Origin of the sequence: Micromonospora sp. LOL_021 (assembly GCF_048060215.1) — a bacterium.
Lineage (GTDB): Bacteria > Actinomycetota > Actinomycetes > Mycobacteriales > Micromonosporaceae > Micromonospora_E.
The window spans coordinates 127,212-147,649 of the sequence record NZ_JBHMIN010000004.1 but is presented as its reverse complement, the minus strand read 5'-3'; the positions used below and the strand labels follow the sequence as shown (position 1 = coordinate 147,649).

At 68.9% G+C, this 20,438-nt stretch carries 14 protein-coding genes; 5 read left to right on the top strand and 9 right to left on the bottom strand.

Annotated elements, in window-relative coordinates; translation table 11 throughout:
• Nucleotides 1-13 precede the first annotated feature (13 nt).
• From ACFHWT_RS05510 to ACFHWT_RS05500, 3 genes are all read right to left on the bottom strand, one after another.
• The gene (locus tag ACFHWT_RS05510; protein ID WP_416593460.1) at nt 14-1,432 is read right to left on the bottom strand and encodes an ATP-binding protein; all 1,419 of its coding nucleotides are present in this window, start codon (nt 1,430-1,432) and stop codon (nt 14-16) included.
• 243 nt (nt 1,433-1,675) lie between these two features.
• Nucleotides 1,676-2,116, bottom strand: coding sequence for a PIN domain-containing protein (locus tag ACFHWT_RS05505; protein ID WP_416593459.1), 441 nt, complete (start codon nt 2,114-2,116; stop codon nt 1,676-1,678).
• Complete coding sequence (locus tag ACFHWT_RS05500; protein WP_416593458.1) at nt 2,113-3,027, bottom strand: hypothetical protein; 915 nt, start codon at nt 3,025-3,027, stop codon at nt 2,113-2,115. The genes ACFHWT_RS05505 and ACFHWT_RS05500 overlap by 4 nt, the downstream gene beginning before the upstream one ends.
• Before the next feature lie 153 nt (nt 3,028-3,180).
• On the opposite strand from ACFHWT_RS05500, the gene ACFHWT_RS05495 reads away from it, so the two are divergent.
• Entirely contained in the window at nt 3,181-3,330 is a 150-nt protein-coding gene (locus ACFHWT_RS05495) for a hypothetical protein (protein ID WP_416593457.1), read from the top strand.
• On the opposite strand, the gene ACFHWT_RS05490 is transcribed toward ACFHWT_RS05495, so the two are convergent.
• From ACFHWT_RS05490 to ACFHWT_RS05480, 3 genes are read right to left on the bottom strand one after another with little or no spacing between them, the layout of a single operon-like run.
• Complete coding sequence (locus ACFHWT_RS05490) at nt 3,323-3,655, bottom strand: hypothetical protein (RefSeq protein WP_416593456.1); 333 nt, start codon at nt 3,653-3,655, stop codon at nt 3,323-3,325. The genes ACFHWT_RS05495 and ACFHWT_RS05490 overlap by 8 nt on opposite strands.
• Nucleotides 3,656-3,660: 5 nt before the next feature.
• Nucleotides 3,661-3,900, bottom strand: a complete 240-nt coding sequence (locus tag ACFHWT_RS05485; RefSeq protein WP_416593455.1) for a hypothetical protein — start codon at nt 3,898-3,900, stop codon at nt 3,661-3,663.
• Entirely contained in the window at nt 3,897-4,259 is a 363-nt protein-coding gene (locus ACFHWT_RS05480; protein WP_416593454.1) for a hypothetical protein, read from the bottom strand. The genes ACFHWT_RS05485 and ACFHWT_RS05480 overlap by 4 nt, the downstream gene beginning before the upstream one ends.
• Before the next feature lie 330 nt (nt 4,260-4,589).
• Between ACFHWT_RS05480 and ACFHWT_RS05475 the strand changes: the two genes are divergently transcribed.
• The 4 genes from ACFHWT_RS05475 to ACFHWT_RS05460 are packed head-to-tail and all read left to right on the top strand — an operon-like array spanning nt 4,590 to nt 7,697.
• The gene (locus tag ACFHWT_RS05475) at nt 4,590-5,906 is read left to right on the top strand and encodes a helix-turn-helix domain-containing protein (RefSeq protein WP_416593453.1); all 1,317 of its coding nucleotides are present in this window, start codon (nt 4,590-4,592) and stop codon (nt 5,904-5,906) included.
• A complete protein-coding gene (locus tag ACFHWT_RS05470) occupies nt 5,906-6,484 on the top strand; it encodes a GNAT family N-acetyltransferase (RefSeq protein ID WP_416593452.1) in 579 nt (192 codons plus the stop codon). Before ACFHWT_RS05475 ends, ACFHWT_RS05470 begins: the two co-directional genes overlap by 1 nt.
• Before the next feature lie 5 nt (nt 6,485-6,489).
• Complete coding sequence (locus ACFHWT_RS05465; protein WP_416593451.1) at nt 6,490-7,251, top strand: DddA-like double-stranded DNA deaminase toxin; 762 nt, start codon at nt 6,490-6,492, stop codon at nt 7,249-7,251.
• Nucleotides 7,248-7,697, top strand: coding sequence for an Imm1 family immunity protein (locus ACFHWT_RS05460; RefSeq protein WP_416593450.1), 450 nt, complete (start codon nt 7,248-7,250; stop codon nt 7,695-7,697). Before ACFHWT_RS05465 ends, ACFHWT_RS05460 begins: the two co-directional genes overlap by 4 nt.
• Nucleotides 7,698-7,911: 214 nt before the next feature.
• Here the strand turns inward: ACFHWT_RS05460 and ACFHWT_RS05455 are convergent, their stop codons facing one another.
• From ACFHWT_RS05455 to ACFHWT_RS05445, 3 genes are read right to left on the bottom strand one after another with little or no spacing between them, the layout of a single operon-like run.
• On the bottom strand, nt 7,912-11,934 hold the full coding sequence (locus ACFHWT_RS05455) for an Eco57I restriction-modification methylase domain-containing protein (RefSeq protein WP_416593449.1): 4,023 nt from the start codon (nt 11,932-11,934) through the stop codon (nt 7,912-7,914).
• Complete coding sequence (locus ACFHWT_RS05450; RefSeq protein WP_416593448.1) at nt 11,934-14,828, bottom strand: helicase-related protein; 2,895 nt, start codon at nt 14,826-14,828, stop codon at nt 11,934-11,936. Before ACFHWT_RS05450 ends, ACFHWT_RS05455 begins: the two co-directional genes overlap by 1 nt.
• Entirely contained in the window at nt 14,825-20,101 is a 5,277-nt protein-coding gene (locus ACFHWT_RS05445; protein ID WP_416593447.1) for a DEAD/DEAH box helicase, read from the bottom strand. Before ACFHWT_RS05445 ends, ACFHWT_RS05450 begins: the two co-directional genes overlap by 4 nt.
• Nucleotides 20,102-20,438 lie beyond the last annotated feature (337 nt).

Here is a 20,438-nt window from a genome sequence, read left to right as displayed (position 1 = left end):
AGATCACCGCGTGCTACCGGTCCTGCCAGGCGGCAAGTAGGTCGGTGGGCTGGTAGAGCACGTCGAGGCCACGGCAGGACGCGCCGCTGCGGGAGACGGCGACGGTCGGCACCGGCTCGTCGGTCAGCGATGCCCGGTGCTGGAACAGCGCGGACAGGTCGTGCCCGTCGAACGGCGACTGGTCGTGCCATTTGATCGAGCCGACGAAGTACAACTCGCGGGCGATCGGTGCCCGGTCGGCACCGACGATGTCGATCTCGACGTCGTTGGATCTGGTCCAGTACGCGCCGATGGCGGGTGCCGCCGGCAGCGAGTCGTCGGGCAGCAGCCGGGCGAGCGCGTCGCGGATCAGTGGCTCGACGGCCCGGCCCCGCCAGCTCGGAAAGCTCGTCCGGATGCGGGTCAGGGTCAGGTCACCCCGGCCGCGTTCGATCTCCGGCATCGCGGGGGCGAGAAACCGCAGCCAGAAGCGCAGGTACGGGTCGACGATCCGGTAGCGGCGGTCCTTCGACGGGCGGGTGGACAGCGGTAGTTCACCGGTGACGAGCCGCTTGGCCTGCAGGGTTTCCAGGGATCGTTGCAGCGACGTAGCCGACATTTCGCCGGCCGTACGGGCGATGTTGGTGAACGTCCGTTCGCCGGAGCCGATCGCGGTCAGCACCTTGCGGGCCTGGAGCTGGGCGGGGAACTCGGCGGCGAGTGACCGTTCCGCGGAGACCAGCAGCGCCGATGTCGGGTCGGCCAGTGCCGCGCCGAGGAAGTCCCATTCGCTGGCGCCGGGCGGCCATTCGGCGGCGACCAGCGGCAGTCCACCGGTGATCAGGGCGGCGTCGATCGCGTCGGCGGGTGGCAGGTCGAGCATGGTGGCGAGGTCGGCCGGGTTGAGCGGGCCGAGCACCATCTCGCGGCCACGCTGGTGGAACGGCCGACGGTAGTCGTTGAGCGCCTCCATCATCGCCAGGTCGGAGCCGATGAGGACGAGCAGCACCGGCTTGCGGGACAGCAGCCGGTCCCAGGCCCGCTGCAGGACGCCTTCGAACTGCTGCTCGGGATCCATCAGATAGGGCACTTCATCGAGGACGACGACGCTGGGAGTGTCGTCGGGCAGCGCCGCTGCCAGCAGCCGGAACGCGGCGTCCCAGTCCGACGGGTTGGCGGCGGCGATCAGGTCCCGGCCGGGCAGGGTGGATTCGGCCGCGTCGGCGACGAGTTGCCGCAGTTCGGTGGCGGTGCCGGCACCGGCGGCGGTGAAGTAGAGGTACGGCACCTGCGCGTCGTCGACGAACCGCTCGACCAGGCGGGACTTGCCGACCCGCCGCCGCCCTCGGATGAGCAGGCAGCGGCCGGGCCGGTCGTCCCGGGCCGAGGCGATGCGGTCCAGCTCGGCAGCGAGGGTGCCGAGTTCCCGGGTACGCCCAACGAAGCTCGCCACGCTAACTCCCATGTTAGTAACACTGATGTTAGTAACATCCAGGTTATCTCAGGCGTGAACATGGCGGCACAGCCACCGCGAGGGCTGCGATATTTGGCTCAGCTACTGCAAAACTTGCCTGTACGACTAATATTGCAGAAGGCAGCGAAATTTTGCAGCAGGGAGCGGTGGCTAAAACGAACAAGTCTCACAGTCCTTGCTGACCCTGCCACACCCCACACAGACCGTCCGGAGATCGCAACCTCACAGATCAGGGTGAATGAGTCTCAGGTCAGGGAAAGATTTCGAGATCGTCCCGAAGTCGCTCAGGTTGTTCGTGGCGACCGGCAGTTGCGGGCGAAGCGCCAGGGCACACGCAGCGGTCCAAAGGTCGTTCGTGCCGCCCTTCTGTAGATGCCCGGAGAGCTTCGCGTGCATCTCTGCCCAAAGCTCTACGACCTGGGACGTGTAGGGAACCACGACGAAGGACTTGAGCCGGCTGCGCAGGTCCTCTATGCGACGAGCACCCCACCGTCGACGATAGGCGTTGGCGAGCAGCTCACCGTACGTAGCGAAACTCACGGCCTGCTCGTGACCTGCCGTGAGGCTAATGAACGCCCTGCCATGATCGGCTCCCATCAGCCAGTAGCTCACAACGTCCGTGTCAATGAGCAGTGGCCCATTGGGGACGTCCTCCGGCCTCATTCGGCGAGAGCCGCGAGGAATGCGGCTCGCTCATCGTCCGTCAAATCGGTCATCCCTAGCTCGGCCGCGTTGACCCAGCCGTTCGTTCCTTGTGCTGTCTGGAGTCCAGCAAAGGTCTGGGGCTCCCAGAACGAGTCAACGTCAAGCTCCAGTTGGGTGCTTCGGGAGACTGCGCGCAGGTCGACGCTGGTAGCCTGCGCTGTCCGAGGGTGGTAACGCACGTAGCCCTCAAGATTCGCGCGGGAGCGCAGTGCCTCCTGAATCTGGTCAGCAAGCTCGGAGGAGAAGTTGACTGCTACAGCGTCGCCGCTGGCAAGACGCAACCGAGCGGTGTGGCTTTCGAAATCTGCCTCGAAAAGCACCCCGGTCAGGGTCTCATCCCTGCTCGTGGGCACCCGGTCACCGATGCGCTGCAGGCGTTCCCGAACTGCAGCATCGATAGTCGCTTGGCGTGAATCCTGTCCCGTCGACATCGGGGAGTCATCGATCAAGGTCATCGCTGTGTTTCGGTCGCCGATCCCTAGATCTGCGGCTAACCGAGCGACCGCGGCGGCCAGCTCCGCGTCTGTTTCCGGGCCACCGCCGGTGATCACGGCTAGCAGCCGATCAAAAGCAAGAGAACTCAGGTCCGCGACGGAGATAGGCAGCTCGTCGTCGTTTGGCTCTGCCGCTTCCGGCAAGGCGAAGACTCCGACAAAGCTTCCGCTCTGGATATCTACCATGCGAAGGCGCGCCGCGCTTTCGATAGCCTGGACGTGCCGACCGGTCCCACGCCGGGCCTTTCCGAGGACCAGGTACGCCGCGTGGGCTATGGCACGTTCAAGACCAAGAATCATGCGGGCGACGTCGGCCGCCGCGACGCGGCCGGGCTCGGCGTTGACGCCTTCCAGCTTCGCCCGGACGATCCTCATGAGCCGCGACTCCTACATCTGATCCCTGTCGTCGAGGACCTGGTGCCTCGCCATGCAGTCTAGAAGGAACCACGCAGGGTCGTGGTCCCCTGACCGACCGACGACGAGCCGAATTCGGTTGCCGGGGTGGGTGGGAGCTCTACCGTGGGCGGGGTGTTGACGCCCGCAGACCGGGCCGTACGCGCGGTACGCCGCCCGCACACCGGCTCGGTCGACGACGCGGCAGGGTGGCAGACCCTGCGTGACTATCTCAAGCCGATGAACGGCGACGGCGCTGCGGTTGAGACCGGCCGACTCACCTGACGGTTCGTCGGGCCTGTTCGGCTCGCCACAGCAGTTCGCCCTGCTCGGCGGCTGCCTCGTTGGCGGCGATCCATTCGTCGATCTCGGCCCGGTGGTCGGCGTAGTAGCGCAGCGCGACGTTGACGCTGTGCCGGGTCAGCCCGGTGCTGGCCATCATCTCGGTGACCAGCTCGTCGCCGTCCAGCTCCGGGGATGCGGCCTTGAGCGCGTGTCGCGCGGCGATGACCTCCCACACGTCGGGGCCGCCGGCCAGCGCGGCCCGCTGCCCGGTCGGCCCGTCGCGCAGCAGGATGCCGGGGTACGTCGCGCCGTCGTACAAGCTCATGGGAGCTACTCCTCCTCGTCGAGAAGAGGAAGTACGGGCCCGTCGTCGGTGACTCCGTCGGGCAGCCGGCCGGCGGTGGCGAGCCGCTCGTACGCCCAGCGCCAGTCGTCGCAGCGGCTTCGCAGGCAGGACACGCAGACCTTGAGCGTCGGCGAGTCGGTGTGGGCGGCCAGCACGTCCCGGTAGACGGCGACGAGGTCCTCGCGGACCGGCACCGCCTCCCCGACGGGCGGCCCGCTGCTCACCGCGCACCCGCGTAGTGGTGGTGCTGGCCGTTGGCCTGCCGCGGCGGGTCGAACCGTGCCTCGAACTGCTCGGTCTGCCATTCGCGCAACGCGTTGCGCACCCGGTCGGCTTCGGTCCAGGCCATCCGCAACTCACGGCGCAGCTCGTCGACCTCGTCGGCGACCCGCTCCAGGTAGCCGTACACCTCGTCGGGGTCGAGGCCGCCGCGCCAACGGAGCGGCAGGAACCGCATGGCGCGCACCGCCGGCCCGGTCAGCCGCGATCGCCGTACGCCGTTGCGTCCGCTGTTGCTCTGGTAGTCGCCGCCGGTCGCCGCCGTCAGCCGGTGCTGTACGGTCGCCGCGTTGCGCCTGAACACGTTGTGCCTCCTGTGGGGAGAAGATCGTGGAGAGGCGCCGGGGCGGGCGGGATCACGCCAACCGAGTTTGCAGACCTGGGAGCCGCGTTGCCGGGCACCCGCCCCGGGCCGTGCCACCACAATGCCGGGCGTACGCGGCCCGAGAACAGCGCATGTTTGGTGCACGCTGCGCGAAGCCCGTGATGCACGTTTGTAGCGGCACCAGTGCCGAGCTGCACTATCTTACTTTCTCGGCGTCGAGCTGTGGAACTTCCACGGAATCCACAGCAGCAGAAGGTTGTCCACAGCCCGTTGCATTGATCTTGTTTCTCTGTGTGTACTACGTGCACCGTGGACATTGATCCGACGCGACGGGAGGGCGTCCAGGTGACGACACGGCGACACCGGTTCATCCAACACCGCAAGGCCATCGGTTTCACTCAGGAAGGGCTGGCTGCCCACCTGTACATCGACCGCACCACCGTCGCCCGATGGGAGCGCGGCGAGACAGACCCACACCCAGCGGTACGGGCACGGCTCGCCGAGGCCCTTGACCTGCCAATTGATCAGCTCGACGCGCTGCTCAGCGCCGAGCCGACGAATCTCGCCCTGGACAGCACCGATTCCGGCGGTACCGTGGCATTCGGGGATCCCGATGGAGGTGATCTTGTGGACCGCCGCGCGTTCGCGATCAACACCGCTCTCACCGGCCTCGGCATCGCCACACCACTGCGCGACTGGATCACATCGCCGCAGGTGCCGCAGCACCTCGGCATGGAGCACATGCGGCAGGTCTCCGAGACAATCATGGCCTTCGAGCGAGCTGACGCTGTTGTAGGCGGCGACAGCCTGTGCGACATTGCCCTCGCCATGTACCGCCGCCTGGCCCGCTGGGAGCGCGAAGCCAGCTATAACCATCAGGTCAGCGAGGCTCTGCAAGACTGCCTTGGGGACTTGGAATCGCAGGTGGGCTGGCTTGCTCTCGACGCCGAGCGCCACCAAGAGTCCCGTCACTACCTGAACGAAGCCGTCATCCGTGCCCGGCTCCGCGACGACCCGCGCCTTGAAGTGCAAGCGCTCCAGCAACTCTCGATGCTGGTGCGCGATACGAATCCACGCGAAGCCCTGCGGTACGCCGAGGCAGCTCAGCGGATTGCAGCGCCGTGGGCCACTCCTCGTTTGAAGACGCTGCTGCATCTCCGATCCAGCCTCGCCCACGCCAAGGGCAAAGACGCCTCAAGCTTCGGCCGGGAGTTGGTGAACGCCAAGATCCAATTCGACCGTGGCCTACACGACGACGATCCGGACTACATCGGGTTCGTCACCATCCACGAGGTCAACGCAACCGAAGGTCTGTCGCATCTGGCGCTCGACCGCCCCGACCGAGCCGCAGCCAGCTTCATCGGCCGACTCGAACGCCCCGATCCGGCCTTCAAGCGGAATGAGTACCTGGGCAAGCTCAACATGGCTACGGCCCTGTACCAACAGGGCGACCATGCGGGATCCGGCTCGATCGCGCTCAACGTTCTGCCCGCCGTCGCGTCGCTCAAATCTCGGCGGACTCGGAAGCGTCTGGCAACCCTGCGAGCCGACCTCGGCCGGACGGCTCCTCACGTGCCGGCAGCTCGTGACTTCATCGAGGCGTACGACACCGCCAAGGTCGCCTGATGGCGGTTGACGGTCTCAAGCTCGACGTCTACGACGCTGACCAGGCGAAGGCAATCCTTGAAGACCTGGTCGCCGTCTACATCGAGATCTATGACGAGCCGGCCGACGCGTTCCACGGCGAGGACCGCTACCGCCGGCAGATCAACGGGCACATGACGCTGCCGGGCTGGAAGCTCGTCACCGGCACAGTCGGCAACGAACTCGTCGGCTACGCGTACGGCTTCCCGCTGTCGTCGGACCGCTGGTGGGCCGGGCTGCTCACGCCCGTACCGGCTGGCTTCACCGAGGAGGACGGGCAGCGCACCTTCGCGATCAGCGAACTCATGGTCCGCGAGTCGTGGCGGCGGCAGGGCATCGCCCGCGCGCTGCACGACGAGTTGCTCGGCAACCGGGAAGAGTCCCGGGCCACCCTGCTCGCCGACCCGAAGAACGTCCCGGCACAGGCAGCGTACGCCTCCTGGGGCTGGCGCACCGTCGCCCAGCTCCGCCCAACTGGGACAACTCCCCCACCTACGACGTCCTCATCCTCCCACAGCGCGAGTAGGCCGCCAGACCGTGAGCGTCTGCTCGATGGGTGAAGGTCATGAGCATCCTTGCTGACGTCGCCGCGATCGTGCGAGCCCGAGTCGCTGATCTCAACGTGGCTATCGGTGAGCTGTACACCGCTCGCTCAAAAATCGAGCGGGCACATTGGCAGATGGCCGCCGCTACGCGCGGCACTGATGATGCGGGCCTCTCGCAGGCGATCGCGGAGCTGGTCCGCTGCTCGGTGCGGGTCGATCATGGCGCTTCCCTCGTCATCCACACGACCGAGAACCTCGCGTACTTCTCCACAACGGTGCTGGGATTCCCGCTATCCGCCGACGGCAGCGGTCGCCCGCTACAGCAGCCCGAGTACCTTCGCCCGGATGCTGTGCCCACCTGGGTGCACGATGTCGCCAGTACCGTTCACGCGCTCATGCCCGGCGGTGGCAAGACCGCCGGTGTCCTCGCACTTCCCGATGGGCGTACCCGAAGCAAGCCGATCTGGAGCGGACGACAGGGTCCGGGCGCGGGCGCGCCGGGTCTCCGGCGGGATGACAAGATCAACCAGTGGCCGCGGTTGAAGTCAGCGGTCGAGCATGTCGAGGGCCACGCTGCAGCTTTCATGCGCCGCGCGGGCGCACCAACGGAGGCGGTCTTGGTCGTCAGCCAGCCGCCTTGCCCTGGGCCGTACGGCTGCAACGCGGTCCTGCCGGCCCTCCTACCCGTAAACTCTCGTCTAACCGTCTACCTCGCGAGTGCGGATGGCCAGGCCCGGCTCTGGAAGACCTATATCGGCACCGGGGAAGGAACAGTCACGTGACGACGTACGAGGTTACCTGGCTGGGGACGGGCCACGCCGTCGTGACCGACCCCTCGCAGATAGACGAGGTGCTTGGTCCACTACAAGAGGCCGGACAGCCCTGCGTGGTCGATGTTTTTCGTTACCGTGACGGCAGGCCGGAGGGTGGCGTCCAAGTCGGGGTAGGTCATGCGCACCGGTCGTTCGTGCTCTACTTTGGCGAGCCAGACGGAGGGTACGCGGTCGAGCCTGGTATTGAGCCCTGGGGTTGTGACATCGAGTTCAGCTATGGCGGCCAGCCCACCGGCTACGATCCCTCCGAGACGCGGATCACGCCTGGTCGGGCTATTGCGCTCGTCCGCCAGTTGGTCGCTACGGACAGTCGCCCAGCCGGTGTGGATTGGGATGAAGGCGTCGATCCCAACGCCACTCCGACCGACGTCCAGTGGGAATCATTAGACGCCTGATTCAATAGAACAAGATTCACAGTAAATACTTATTGGCCGCACTGGAGAAATCGGCGAGAAAAACGAAATCTTGTTCCCACAAAGCTCCCAATCGGCTTCAAACCGACGGCCTGAAACCTGTCGTCGATGCACGACACGCAGTAAGCCGGTCTGGTCCTTGTAGGATAGGCAGCCACGTCCCCGCATACGACCGTGGCACAACGGCCCAGCCTCATCAGTGATTGGCTCCCTCTGCGGAGTGGCGCGGGCCTTGGCCCGGTGGGGGGTCGAGCGGGGTTTGGTACGGTGTACCGGTGCGGATGGCGTCGGCCATCGCGTCGTAGCGCTCCAGGATCAGGCGCTTCGTGCGGAACTCGCCGTGTGCCCTCTCGTCCTTCTCCCGGACGACCTTGAAGGTCTCCATGATGTAGTCGACGTCGTCACGGTCCACCCCGTACAGGTGGAAGTAGGAAGCGTCCAACTCGGCTCGGATCAGCTCCCGCCGACCCGGAATCCACCGGAAAGGCAACCCGTCGTCACCCAGGTCGGCAGCATATCTTGACATGTCGTGAGCCGAATATGTCAACTCCAGAACACGGGCACCTATCCACTTACTCAACTCGATGTCATCGCGCATCCAAGGAGTTCGGTTCTCATATTCACCCGGCGGCAGCAGCGCAATCTGTTTCATCAGAAAATACTTCAGTGAAGTGCCGGCAAATTTTTGACGCACCACATAATCGGCAACGAAGGCACTCATATTTGCCTGCAGACAAGCGGCGCTTTTAGACGCCATGGCCAGCAGCAATTTGTCTCCTGCGGCAACCCGCGGAAGCACGGCTGGGATCAGGGTGCGCTCGTCGGTGCTGCGGGCGATGTCACGCCAACCCAGCAGCCAGTCATGCGACCAGCGCCCGGCCAACCGATCGTCCACCGCCTGTTTCGACACCCAGTAGCGAGGCAGTGGCAGCCGCGCCGGATCGTCATGATCGGCGTCGGTGAAGCGGGGCAGCGTCCCGACGTTCAACTGCGCCTGCGTCGCACTCTCGTACGTACCCAGCCGGTGGTCATAGAAGTGCGCCATCTTCGCCTCGTACAACGGCAACATCCGCTCGTCGCCTCGGACGAAGTGGTTGCCCTCCAACGTCCAGCCGTCTGGCTCCAAGACCTCCCTCGTTCGGAAAAGCCCCGAGTCCGTGGCCATGTTGAACAGGCCTTGACTGAACGAGACACCCCACGGGTTGCCGCCCACTTTGGCCTCGTCCCACAGGACCGGAACCCGCCGGTAAATCCCTAACGTGATCTCCGCGTCCCGCCGGGACAGAAACACCGGACACGTCCCCGTGTTCGGGTTCAACAAGCTGATCTCCTCCGGCGACAACACGTACGCCCGCCGCGCGATCTGATCCACCTGCCGCACCCGAAACACCAACGACACCCGATCGACCGACCGCCGCACACCCGCCACCGTCAACAACGAAAACCGGACCCGATGATCGACCCCCTGGAAAACCCGGTCCTCGTTTTCGAAGTCGAACAACGACACCAGACTCCGCCGACGCACCAGGTCCTTGAAGAAGTCCTGGGTGGTCGCATCGGTGGCGATCCCGGTCGGCACGATCATGCCGAGCTGACCGGCAGGTGCGAGGATGATGCGAGATGACTCCGCGAACATCGCGTAGGTGTTGAGCCTGCCCTGGCCGGTCAGTGGATAGCGTCCGGAGCTGCGGATCATGTGGCTGATCGCCTCGACCTCGCGGACAGCGGTCAGGTAGTCCCGGTACAGCGACTGATACGAGGGCTCTTCGGCGTGCTCCAGTGCGGCGATCGCCTTCTTCCGCGCTGAGGCGTGGGCCGCGTTCGCGATGTGTGGCGCTGGTGCCGCGAAGAACTCCTGCTCCTTGAACTCGACTTTTTCCCACGGGGGGTTGCCGAGGACGCAGGAGAAGCCGCCCTGCCAGCCGGTGGCGTCGTTGACCGGGCCGTGGTCGGGCACCCGGAAGATGTGCGGGAACTCGATGTGCCAGTGGAAGAAGCGGAACTGCCGGTGCAGCCGCTCCACCTGCTCCTCGACCGCGGCCAGCTCCAGTGACGCCTCACCCTTGCCAAGCCGCTCCAACACCGCCTGCGTGATCGCCGTACCCCGGGAATCTGGGGTCTTGGCCTGCACGAACGCGGCGCACCAGGCGTCCGCGACCAGCCGGGCGTGGCGTCGCTCCTGCTCCAGGACCTGCGCCCGCTTCGCCTGCACGTGCACGTCGGCCAGCGACCCCGGCTCGACCCGCGTCAGCTGGGCGGCCTCCTCGGCGAGCGTGGCGTTGCCGACCTGGACACCGCCGCTCCACAACAGCTCCGTCTGGCCGCCGGCCTCCGCCGCGTTCTGCTTCTTCAACGCGGTGGCGACCTTCTTGTCGTCGCCGGTCAGCGCGGTGAACGCCGCGTCCGGGATGCCGTCGGCCAGCAGCCGGGGCGTCACCCCGAGCAGCGAGTTGCCGACCCGGATGTTGGCGTCCAGGTAGCCCAGCGGCCGGCCCGGCTCCATCGCCTCCAGCCACAGCGACACCTTCGCCAACTCGGCGGCCATCTCGTTGACGTCGACGCCGTAGATGCAGCGGCCGATCACCCGGCGCAGCGCCGAGCGGACCGCCAGCGGCGTCGGCTCCAACTCGTCGGTCTCCTCCGCGGCGACCCGCTTCGCGATCCGCCGGGCCGCCGCGATCAGGAAATGCCCCGACCCACACGCCGGGTCGCAGACCGTCAACTCCAGCAGCGCCGCCACCCGCTCCGGCGCGGTCGGCCGGTCGCACGCCTCGTCGATCAGCGGATCCAGCGACGACTCCAGCAGCGACTCCACCAGCGACGACGGGGTGTAGTAGGAGCCGGTGGTCTTGCGTTCGTTGCCGGCCAGCCGTTCCGTGCCGAACCGCCACGCCGACGCGTCCCAGCGGGGCCGCAGCTCCAGCAGCGACTCGTAGACGCTGCCCAGCTCCTCCGCGCCCAGGTGGCGGAAGTCGACCCGCTGCCGGCCGCCGCCGCGCCGCTGCGGCAGCACCGCCAGCGCCTCCACCGCCTCCAGCAGATGCCGGTTCGACAGCTTCGCCGCCGCCAACGGCCGGTCCAGCGGACCCGGCTCGAACAGCCCGCCGATGCCCGGCAGACCCAGCCGGGGCTGGCCCGCCTCCCGGCCCAGCGAGTCGAAGACCAGGCGGACCGCCTCCCACAGGTCGCCGTGGCGGGAATGCCGCCGCCGCACCGCCAGGTCCCGCAGCCGGGCCGCCGAGAAGAACGTCGCGTAGCGGCGCCGGGTCGCCGCGTCCGCCTGCGGATCCAGCAGCGAATCCCGGTCCTCGGCGACGAACCAGAACAACAACCGGTAGATCATCCGCAGCAGAGACCGTTTCACGTCCTCCAGGCGCAGCGTCGCGTCGGCGACCTGGCCGCGCAGCGCGGCGTTCTCCGGATGGGTCAGCAACCCGGTGCCGAGGATCTCCAGCGCCCGTTCCACCCCGTCGCGCAGCTGCTCCAACGCGCGTTCGCCCTGCTTGGCACCGGCCGCCCGCCACTGCTCCAGCACACACGACGCCGGCCCGGCCGCCGGATCGGCCGGACGCATCCGGGACGCGTGCGCCAGCCGGTACAGCAGCACGAAATCGGCGAACAGCTCCCCGTCGAAGATCGCTTCCAGGTCGAACTCGATCGACGCCGAGCCGACCAGCGTCGTCGAATCCCGCAGCAGCCGCAGCTTCTGCCCGTTGGACAGCACCGCCCACAGGTGCCGGTCGCTGCGGTTCAGCAGCTGCTGCACCATCGAATGCGGGGCGGCGCCGGCCGCGCCGCGCACCCGCGCCGTCCGCCGGTCCAGGTCCACCCCCCAGCCGAGCAGATGCACCGGTACGGCGTCCCACCGGTGCGACACCGGGAACGTCAACTCGTCGACGGCGATCCCACCGGTCACCGGCGTCAACGGGTCGAAACCCAGCTCCCGCAGCAGCACCAGCAGCCAGCGTTCCCGGGTCAGCCGGGCCGGTGCGCCGTCGCCGGCCCGCTCCCGCTGCCGGCTGAAGTCCCGCCACACATCCTGCAGGTAGGCGAACGACCGGTTGGCATAGCGGCGCACCGACTCACCCGACTGCAGGCCGTACGCGGCCGGATCCATCCCCGGCAGCTCCCGGTCGCCGTGGCCGATGCGCTGCAGCAGACCACCGGGCAGCAGACCGCCGTCGACCCGTACCGCCGGATAGATGACCGCGCCGCTCATCACTGCTGCCCTTCGGGAAGGTAGAGGTAGACGCCGAGCACGTCGGCCGGTTTCTGCGCGGTCACCGTGACCTGCCGGCGGACCCGCTGCCCGACTGCCTCCCGGACCCGCAGATGCGCGGCCCGCAGCCGGTCGGCGAGCTCGTCGGCGGTGGCCGACAGATGGTCGGTGACCGCGTCGAGCTGGCCGACGACCCGGGTCAGCAGCGGTGTCGCCGTGTCCGGCAGCACGTTGCCGGTCGGGGTCGCCGACAGCAGCGCCGCCGTCTCCTCCTCGGTCAGCCACTCGGCCGCCCGCGGGGCACCCCGGAACGCCAGCACCCGCGCCTCCTCGGCGACCATCGGACGCGGCTCACCGCCCGCCGCCGCGCCCGCCGGCAACGTCAGATGCAGCCGGAACCGCACCAGCAGCAGCGTCGTGCGTTTCGACACCGCAGCCGTACGCATCACCCCGGCCCGCCGCGCCGGCCGCTTCTCCGCCGACAGCTTGTCCGCCGGCAGCGACGGATTCAGCGCCGACTCCAGCACCTGCCGGGCCAGCGCCGACACGTACGGGTCGGTCCGGTCCAGATGCGCCGCGCCCGGCGGCGTCGGCAGCTCACGGCGCAGCTGCAACACCCCGGCCTTGCCCTGCCCCGCCTTCGTCGGCCGGGACGGGAAGGCGTCAGTGACCTGGCCGGGCAGCCCGGCCAGGTCGGCGTCGAACCCGTACGGCCGCTCGACCACGTCGGCGCCGAACGCGGCCAGCGCGGTCGCCGCGAACTCGGCCACCTCGGCCGGAGTGCCCAGACTGGCCCGGATCTCGGCCAACTCGTCGGCCACCTCGGCCGGTTTGATCGCCCGCTGGGCGTACTTGGTGCGCGACTCCTTCTCCCGCTCGGCCGCTGAGTCCCACTGCCGGTGCAGCTCCTCCCGAGGGCCGGCGGCCAGCGCGTCGATGGTCAACTGCTCCGGCTGCTCCGGCGCCACCAGCAGCTCGTGGGCGATCGTCTGCAACACGTCGTCGCTGGCGTCCGGCACCGGCACCGAAATGCCCAACGTTTCGCGGATCCGGTTGTGCTTGCGCAGCAGCACCTTCAACACGATCTCGTCGATCCGGTTGTCCGCGCCGTAGATCATCACCGCGCGTACCGTCGGGGCGACCTGGCCGAACCGGTCGACCCGGCCTTCCCGCTGCTCGTGCCGGGTCGGATTCCACGCCAGGTCGTAGTGCACCACCGCCTGGAACCGTTCCTGCAGGTTGACCCCCTCGGACAGGCAGTCGGTGGCGACCAGCACCGGGCGGCGGCTGGTGTCGGCGGTCAACTCGGCGATCCGGGCGGCCCGCTCCTCCGGTGGCAGCGCCCCGGTGACGCAGCCGACCGCGAAGTTACGGCCCAACGCCGCCTCCAGCCGCTGCGCGACATACTCGGCGGTGTCGATGTAGCGGCAGAACACCACCGGGTTGAAGCCGTCGCCGAGCAGCGTCTTGACCTCCTTGACCAGCAAGGTCAGTTTGGCGTCGCCGGCTCCGGCCAGCGCCTCGGCGCGCCGGGCGAACTCCCGCAGCCGGCGCTGCTCGGCGCTGCCGCCGCCACTTTCTGCTCCTGGGTCCGCGCCCGGGGTCGCGTCCGCCGACTCCTGGGTCTCGTCGTCGGGCAGGTCCAGCACCGCCGCCCGGCCCAGGTTGTCCGCGTCCTCGGCGCTGTCGGCGTCGGCGTTCGCCGCCCGGGTCCGCAGCGTCGCCGCCGCAGCGGCCGGCGACGACGCCAACGCCCGCAGCAGCGCCAACGCCGACCAGTAGCGCACCCGCTGGTGCACCTGCCCGCCGAGCGGATCCCGCACCACCTGCCGGGCGTACGCCACCACGTCGTCGAACAGGTCGCGGTACTCGCCGGACAGCCGGTAGGCGCGCTCGGTGGTGTGCCGGTCCTCCGGGAACGGGGTGTCCTCCAGGAAACCCCGGATGTCGGCACGGCGACGCTGCACGAAATGCCGGGCCAGCCGTTCCCGACCCGCCACCTGGTTAAGGTCTACTGTGGCCAACTCCGGATCCAGCAGCCCCAGCAGGTTGCGGAACCCGGTGTCCTTGCCGCTGTGCGGCGTCGCCGTCACCAGGATCAACTGCCGGGCCGGGTCGGCGGCCAACCGGCGTACCAACTCGTAGCGCAACATCCGGGACTTGCCGGCCCGGCGATCGTCGTCCGGCACGCAGCCGTGCGCCTCGTCGACGATGACCAGGTTGGGACAGCCGCGGACGAACTGCTCGCGCAGCTCCGGCCGCTTGATGAAATCAGTGGAGACCACCACGTGCCGGTAGCGGTCGAACACCGAATCGGTCGAGCCGACCAGCGACGCCTGCAACCGGCGTACGGTGCCCGGCAGCACCAACTCGGCGGCGATGCCGAACTTGGCCGCCAGCTCCCGCTGCCACTGCTCGGCCAACGCCGGGCTGCACAGCACCGCCAACCCGTCCGCGTCGCCCTGGGCCAGCAGCTCGGCCGCGATCAACCCACTTTCGACGGTCTTGCCGATGCCGACGTCATCGGCGATCAGCATCCGCACCGGGTCCTGACGCAACGCCATCAGCAGCGGCACCAGCTGGTACGGCCGGGGCTCCACCGCCACCGCGCCCAACGACCGGAACGGCCCGCCGGAGGAGCGGAACCCGATCCGCAGCGCCGTCCGCAGCAGGCCGGCCCGGCTGGCGTTGCCGGCATCGGTCGGATCCGGGTACGCGAACGTCGCCGACCGGACCTCCTCGACATCCGGCAGCACCGCCGCGCGTTCGTCGTCCGCCCCGCCGAGCGGGCGCAGCACCAGCACCTCCGGCTCCGACTCGGGCAGCACCACCCACTCCCGGCCCCGCGCCGTGACCAACGTCCCCGGCTCGAACCGCTGCGCCGCCACCGTCACGCACTGCCTCCCTGCCGCCGCCCGAACACGCCGGGATACCGGTTCACCACGCTCTGCCAGTCACCGGCGGTCACCCGGATCGGGGTCCAGCCGGCGTCGATCACACTCTCCTCGGCGTCCACGTCCCGCCCGGCACCCGGCTGCGCGCCCGGCTCATCGACGAAGACCACCGCCCGCTGCTGCCGGTAGGTCAGATCCGGCCGGGCCCCGGCCACCTGTTCCGCCACCGGATCCGGCCCCCGGTACGACTCGCGCGCCAGCCAGGCCACGAACTCGGCAACCGGCCCGCCGACGCTACCGGCATCAGCCGCCCCTTCGCTGCCCACTGGTGGGCAGTCGCCGGCCGGCGGCTGGCCGGTCGCCGGCCGCTCGGCCGCCGCCGCCGACGCGAACGACACCAACAACTGCGCCACCAGGTGCCGGTTGATCCGCCGGTGAAACCCCTGATTCGAGTACGACAACAGACAGTCGTAGCAGCCCTGGACACAGTGGTCGGCACCGGCATCCGGCTGGTCCACGTCGACCCCGGTCGAGTCGAAGTGCGCGATCTCCAACGCCTTCGCCGCCACCCGGGCGACCGCGTGCGGCTCCTCGACCAGCCGACGCAGCACCCCCGCCCCGCCCTCGGCGCTCTCGATGAACAGCATCCGGCCACGGTCATCCGGATCCGGCAGCAGCTCACCGGTCAGCTCCGAATCCTCCAACTGGAAATGCGCCTCGATGCCGCGTTCCACCGCGTACAGCAGGGTCACCGCCATGTCGTCGGACACCCGCTCGGCCAATCGCAGCACCAGGATGTTGCGCCGGTCCTGCACGTACGGAATCACCCGCTCCGGCGCGGCCACCTTGTCGATCCCCGTGATCGCCGCCTCGTCCGAGGTCAGCTCCTCGTCGTCGGCCCGGTTCTTCTCCGTCGCCTTACGCTCGGACAGCCAGTCACCGGTCGCCGGATCCAGGAAGAAGCCCCGGACGCTGGCCTCCTTGCGGCGACGCAACCCCAGATTGGCCCGCCGCACCGTCGCCGCGTCGCCGTAGACCAGCTCCGCCAGCGGGCCGCCGTCGGTGGTAGTCACCGTCGCCGTCAACCGGCCCGGCCGTCGACCATGATCATGGAAGCGGTACGACGTCTCGATCTCGAACAGCGACCGACGCCGCTCCTCCTCGTCCGACGAGATCCGCTCCCGCCGCTGCGTACGGACCGTGTACAGGCGCAGCAGATTGGTGTCCGTCGCCCCCAGCCCCTGCCCGCAGTTCACACACACGTCCCAGCCGACCTCGTCGTCGTGCAGATGCCCACACTCGGCGCACCGCCGCGCCGACGAGGTCAACACCCCGTCGGCGTTCGACGCCACCTGATGCAGCTGCACGCCGCGCACCAGGTAGCGGGCGCCCTCGTGGTAGATCAACGCACCCGGGCCGAACTCGCTGATCCCGATGAACCGGGGCCGGTGGATGTAGTCGCCCTTGCGGCCACCGGCCAGCCCCGGCACGTACGCGGCCAGCGGCAACCGAGGGAACGAGTAGCCGGGCAGAAAGCCCTCCGACGCCAGATAGCGGAACGTGTAGAAGTCGGTCTGCGGCTCATCGGAGTTCTCGTTGGCCAGCAGATTCAGCTGCACCCGGGCGTCGTTGGCCCGCCGGCTCGCCTCGTCCCGGGCCTTGCCGGTCACGTTGGTGTCCACCGCCCGGCGGTTCTGCACCTCGTACTCGCGCAGCGCCGCCTGGTAGAGCTGCCGCCAGCGGCCCAACGCCGCGTCGAACTCGTCGTACGCCTGCTCCACCGTGTCGGCGACCCAGCGGTCCCGCCACCAGGGAGCCCCGCCAAGCGCCCCGCCTGGGGTCCCGCCGGACGCCCCGTCGACGTCGCCGGCCAGGACCGCTTCCGCGCGGGCCAACGCCCGCTTGCGGGCGTCGTCGTCGCGCAGCTTGCGGACGAACTCCGGCCGGATCCGCAGCGACGGAGCCTCCCCGCCGGTCTCCAACAGCCGAACCAGCGAACTGGGCAGCTCGGCCCCGGTCTCGGCCAGCCAGATCGCCTGCACGTGCGACCGCACCAGATCCTCGTTGGCCAGATCGAGCCGGGGCGCCTGCACCGCACCGCCGACCATCAGCTGCGGGCGTCGGAAATAGAACTGGTCGTGCGCGTTGCCCGTCGAACAGTAGGTGACCACCAGCGCCGGCTGCCCGGACCGGCCGGCCCGCCCGGCCCGCTGGGCGTAGTTGGCCGGCGTCGGCGGCACGTTACGCATCGCCACCGCGTTGAGGTCCTTGATGTCGACGCCCAGCTCCATCGTCGGCGAGCAGAACAGCAGCGGCAGCGCCGCCTCCTGGAACTGCTTCTCCCGCTTCTGCCGGTCCGCCGCCTCCACCTGGGCGGTGTGTTCCTTCGCCTGCAACCCGGCCAGCAGATGCGAAGTGTCCCGGTACAGGTCCCGGAAGAAGGTGTTGACCCGGGCACCGGCCTCACCGGAGAGCACCTTGCGGACCCGGTCCTCCGCGCCCACCGTGCCGTCCCCGGCCTGCCAGATCAGCGCGTCCGACTTCAGCCGGTAGCCGCTGACCAGGTCGTCGCCCTCCGGTGGCACCTCGATGACCAGGGTCGCCTCGGCCAGCACCGCCAGCAGGTCGCGGATCATGTCCTGCGCGTCGGCGACCGTACAGCCGTCCTTGCCGTACTGGCGGATCAGGTACTTGCCGAACGCGCCCCGGCCGGACAGGTGCAGGTGCAGCAGTTTGCGCCGCTCACCCTTGCCACTCGGCTTCGGGAAGGCGACCCCCGCGACGACCGCCCGCTCCCGTTCACCCAGCTTCCACGGCTCGGCCAGCTGCTGGCGGGACAGCCGGTCGATCTCGTCGAAACCATCCTGGGTCAGGCACCGTACGTCGATCGCCAGGTTGCGACGCAGCTCGTCCAGCAGCGTCGAGGCCACATCGTGGCGGCGTTCCGGTTTGTCGTCGCGCAGCAGATGGTGGCTGCGCGACCAGATCTCCTCGTCGACGGCGACCTCGTCGAGGTAGCGGTAGCCGATCCGCAGCAGGCCGGTCTGCTCCAGGTTCGGCATGGTGACCCGCCAGCCGCGTTCCAGATCGAGGTAGAGCCGGTAGTTGACCACCTCGCGCAGCGCCCGCCAGATCTCGTCCTTGCCGTACCGCACCTCCGGGGTCCGGGCAAACTGCCCCAACTCCAGCCGCAACGCCTCGGTGACCTGCTGCGCCACCCGCTCGTGGGTCAACCCGTCCGGGGCCGCCGCCACCGCCCGGTACAGCGCGCCGCGCAGCTGCACCACCTGGACGAAGTCGTTGAAGTGCCCGGCCTGCAGCGAAGCGTCCTGCCGGTTGTCGACGAAGGCGAGCAGCTTGCGGGCCTCCGCCGGCAGCTGCGGGGCGGCCCGCAACGCGCGTACCACGCTCGCCCCGACCACCGACAACGCCGAGCTGCGGCCCTCGACGGACAGCTTCGCCAGCTGGGCGAAGTCCTTGCCCCGCTGCCGTTCGTAGGACACCTGGCAGCGCAGGCAGAACCGGAACGGCGACGAGATCCAGGCCGCCGGCACCCCCTGCCCCGGTGCCTGCTCGGTGCCCATCGGGTCGAGATGCACCAGCTCCGGCAGGTGGCGTTCCTTTGTCGGGGCCACGATGGTACGCCCGTCGTCGGCCAGCAGCGTCCACGAGTACGGCAGCCGGGCGTCGCTGAGCACCGTGTCGAGATCTGCCGGCCACGGCTGGTCGTCGCTGATGTAGAGGTAACCTGCGTCACCGGTAGCCGACTCCACCTCGCTGCCCGCTTCGAAGCCGTGGTCGGCGCGCCGGACGATCAGATAGTCCTGGCCGCATTCGCGGCAGAAGGCCAACGGCACCAGCGCCTTCGCCTGGTCGACCGTGCTGGTCGGGGAGAGCGCCTGGTAGCGGCTGGTCACATGCCGCACCGATGGCGGCTCGATCGTGGTGTAGGCGTTGTCGCCCTTGGACAGGAACTGGTGCAGCCGAAACGCGAAGAACGGCCGCCCGGTCCCCGGGTCGTCGAGCCCCGCACCGGCGGCCAGCACCGCCTCGATCGCGGTGGCGCACTCCCGGCCCGGCACCCCGGTCAGCTCGGCGAGCAGGTCCGCGGCCTGCGGGACCGTCCGGGGCCGGCGCAGCCGCACCGGCCGGCCGGTGACCGGGTCGGGCTCCACCCCGAACGCACCCTCGACCCACGCCGCCAACGGATCGTTGCGCAACCCGTCGACGTCCGGCTGTGGCGGCTCGACGGCGGCCCACCGCAGGACCCGGTCGCGCAGACCGGCGGGGTCCGCGCCGGAACCGGCCTGCACCCCGGTGGCCGGTGCGCTGGTGGCCCGCTCCAGCGTCTCGACGATCACGTGGCCGGGTTCGACGGTGGTGCCGAACAGCCGGCTCGCCACCTCGGCCACCTTGATCCGCTGGTCTGCGCCGGTGGTGTCGGAGGCCATCGTCGCCGAGGTGCCGACGCACTGCACCTGCGGTGCGGCGAAGGCGTCCCGGGCCCGGCGGACCAGGAACGCCACGTCGGCACCCTGCCGGCCGCGATAGGTGTGCAGCTCGTCGAGGACCAGGAACCACAGGCCCCGGGCGGCCCGGGTCAACGGGCCGCGTTCGGCGTGCCGGGTCAGCACCAGCTCCAGCATCACGTAGTTGGTGAGCAGGATGTCCGGCGGGTCGGCGAGGATCCGCCGCCGCTCCTCGGTGTTCTCCTGCCCGGTGTAGCGGGCGAACCGCACCGGCGGGGTCCCGCCCGGCAGGCCCCAGCTGAGAAACTTCGTCAGCTCGTTGAGCTGGCTGTTGGCCAGCGCGTTCATCGGATAGACGATGATCGCCTTCACCCCGGGCCGGTAGGTGCCGTCGGCCTTGGCCCGCAGCACCCGGTCGACGATCGGCACGATGTACGACAGGCTCTTGCCGGAACCGGTGCCGGTGGTCAGCACGTAGCTGCGCCGGTCCCGGGCGATCTCGATCGCTTCCCGTTGGTGCTGGTGCAGCCGCAGCGGCCGCGTCCCCGGGTCGTCCGGCCGGCGCTTGATCCGGAAAATCCGCTCGTTGTCGGGGTGCAGCAGGCCCTGCTGGACCAGCTCGTCGACCTTGCCGCCGGAGGCGAAGTTGGGATTGAGCGACAGGAACGGTGCCGGCCACTGGTAGCCCTGGGCGGTCAACTCCGCGATGTGTTCGGCGATCTTCGGGTCGCGGGGGTCGACGAAGCTGGACGTGAACTCCTTGTAGTCCTCGATGAGCTTGTCGCGTACATCGAAGACGTCCACCACTGCTCCCCGGCCCGGCACCACTGACAGTCCGTCGATTCAATCACTGGCCGGGTACGCACGGTAAGTCCCGTCATCTGGTGCATTCCCGACCCGATCATCCGAGTCGACCACGCCACCCGGTTGATCCACTCCAGTTCACCGGGTTGCTTACTTACGGGCAGAACGCTGCCCGCCAAGGGCGATCAGGATGATCGCCACCACTGCCGAGCCGCCGGATACGACGCCTCCCCAGCCCGAAAGGCCGGCCAGTCTGCCGACCGCCCGTGACGCACCTCGGCGAGCCCTCCACCGCGACGTGGGACGATACTCGCTGTTCCGACGTCGCATGAAGACC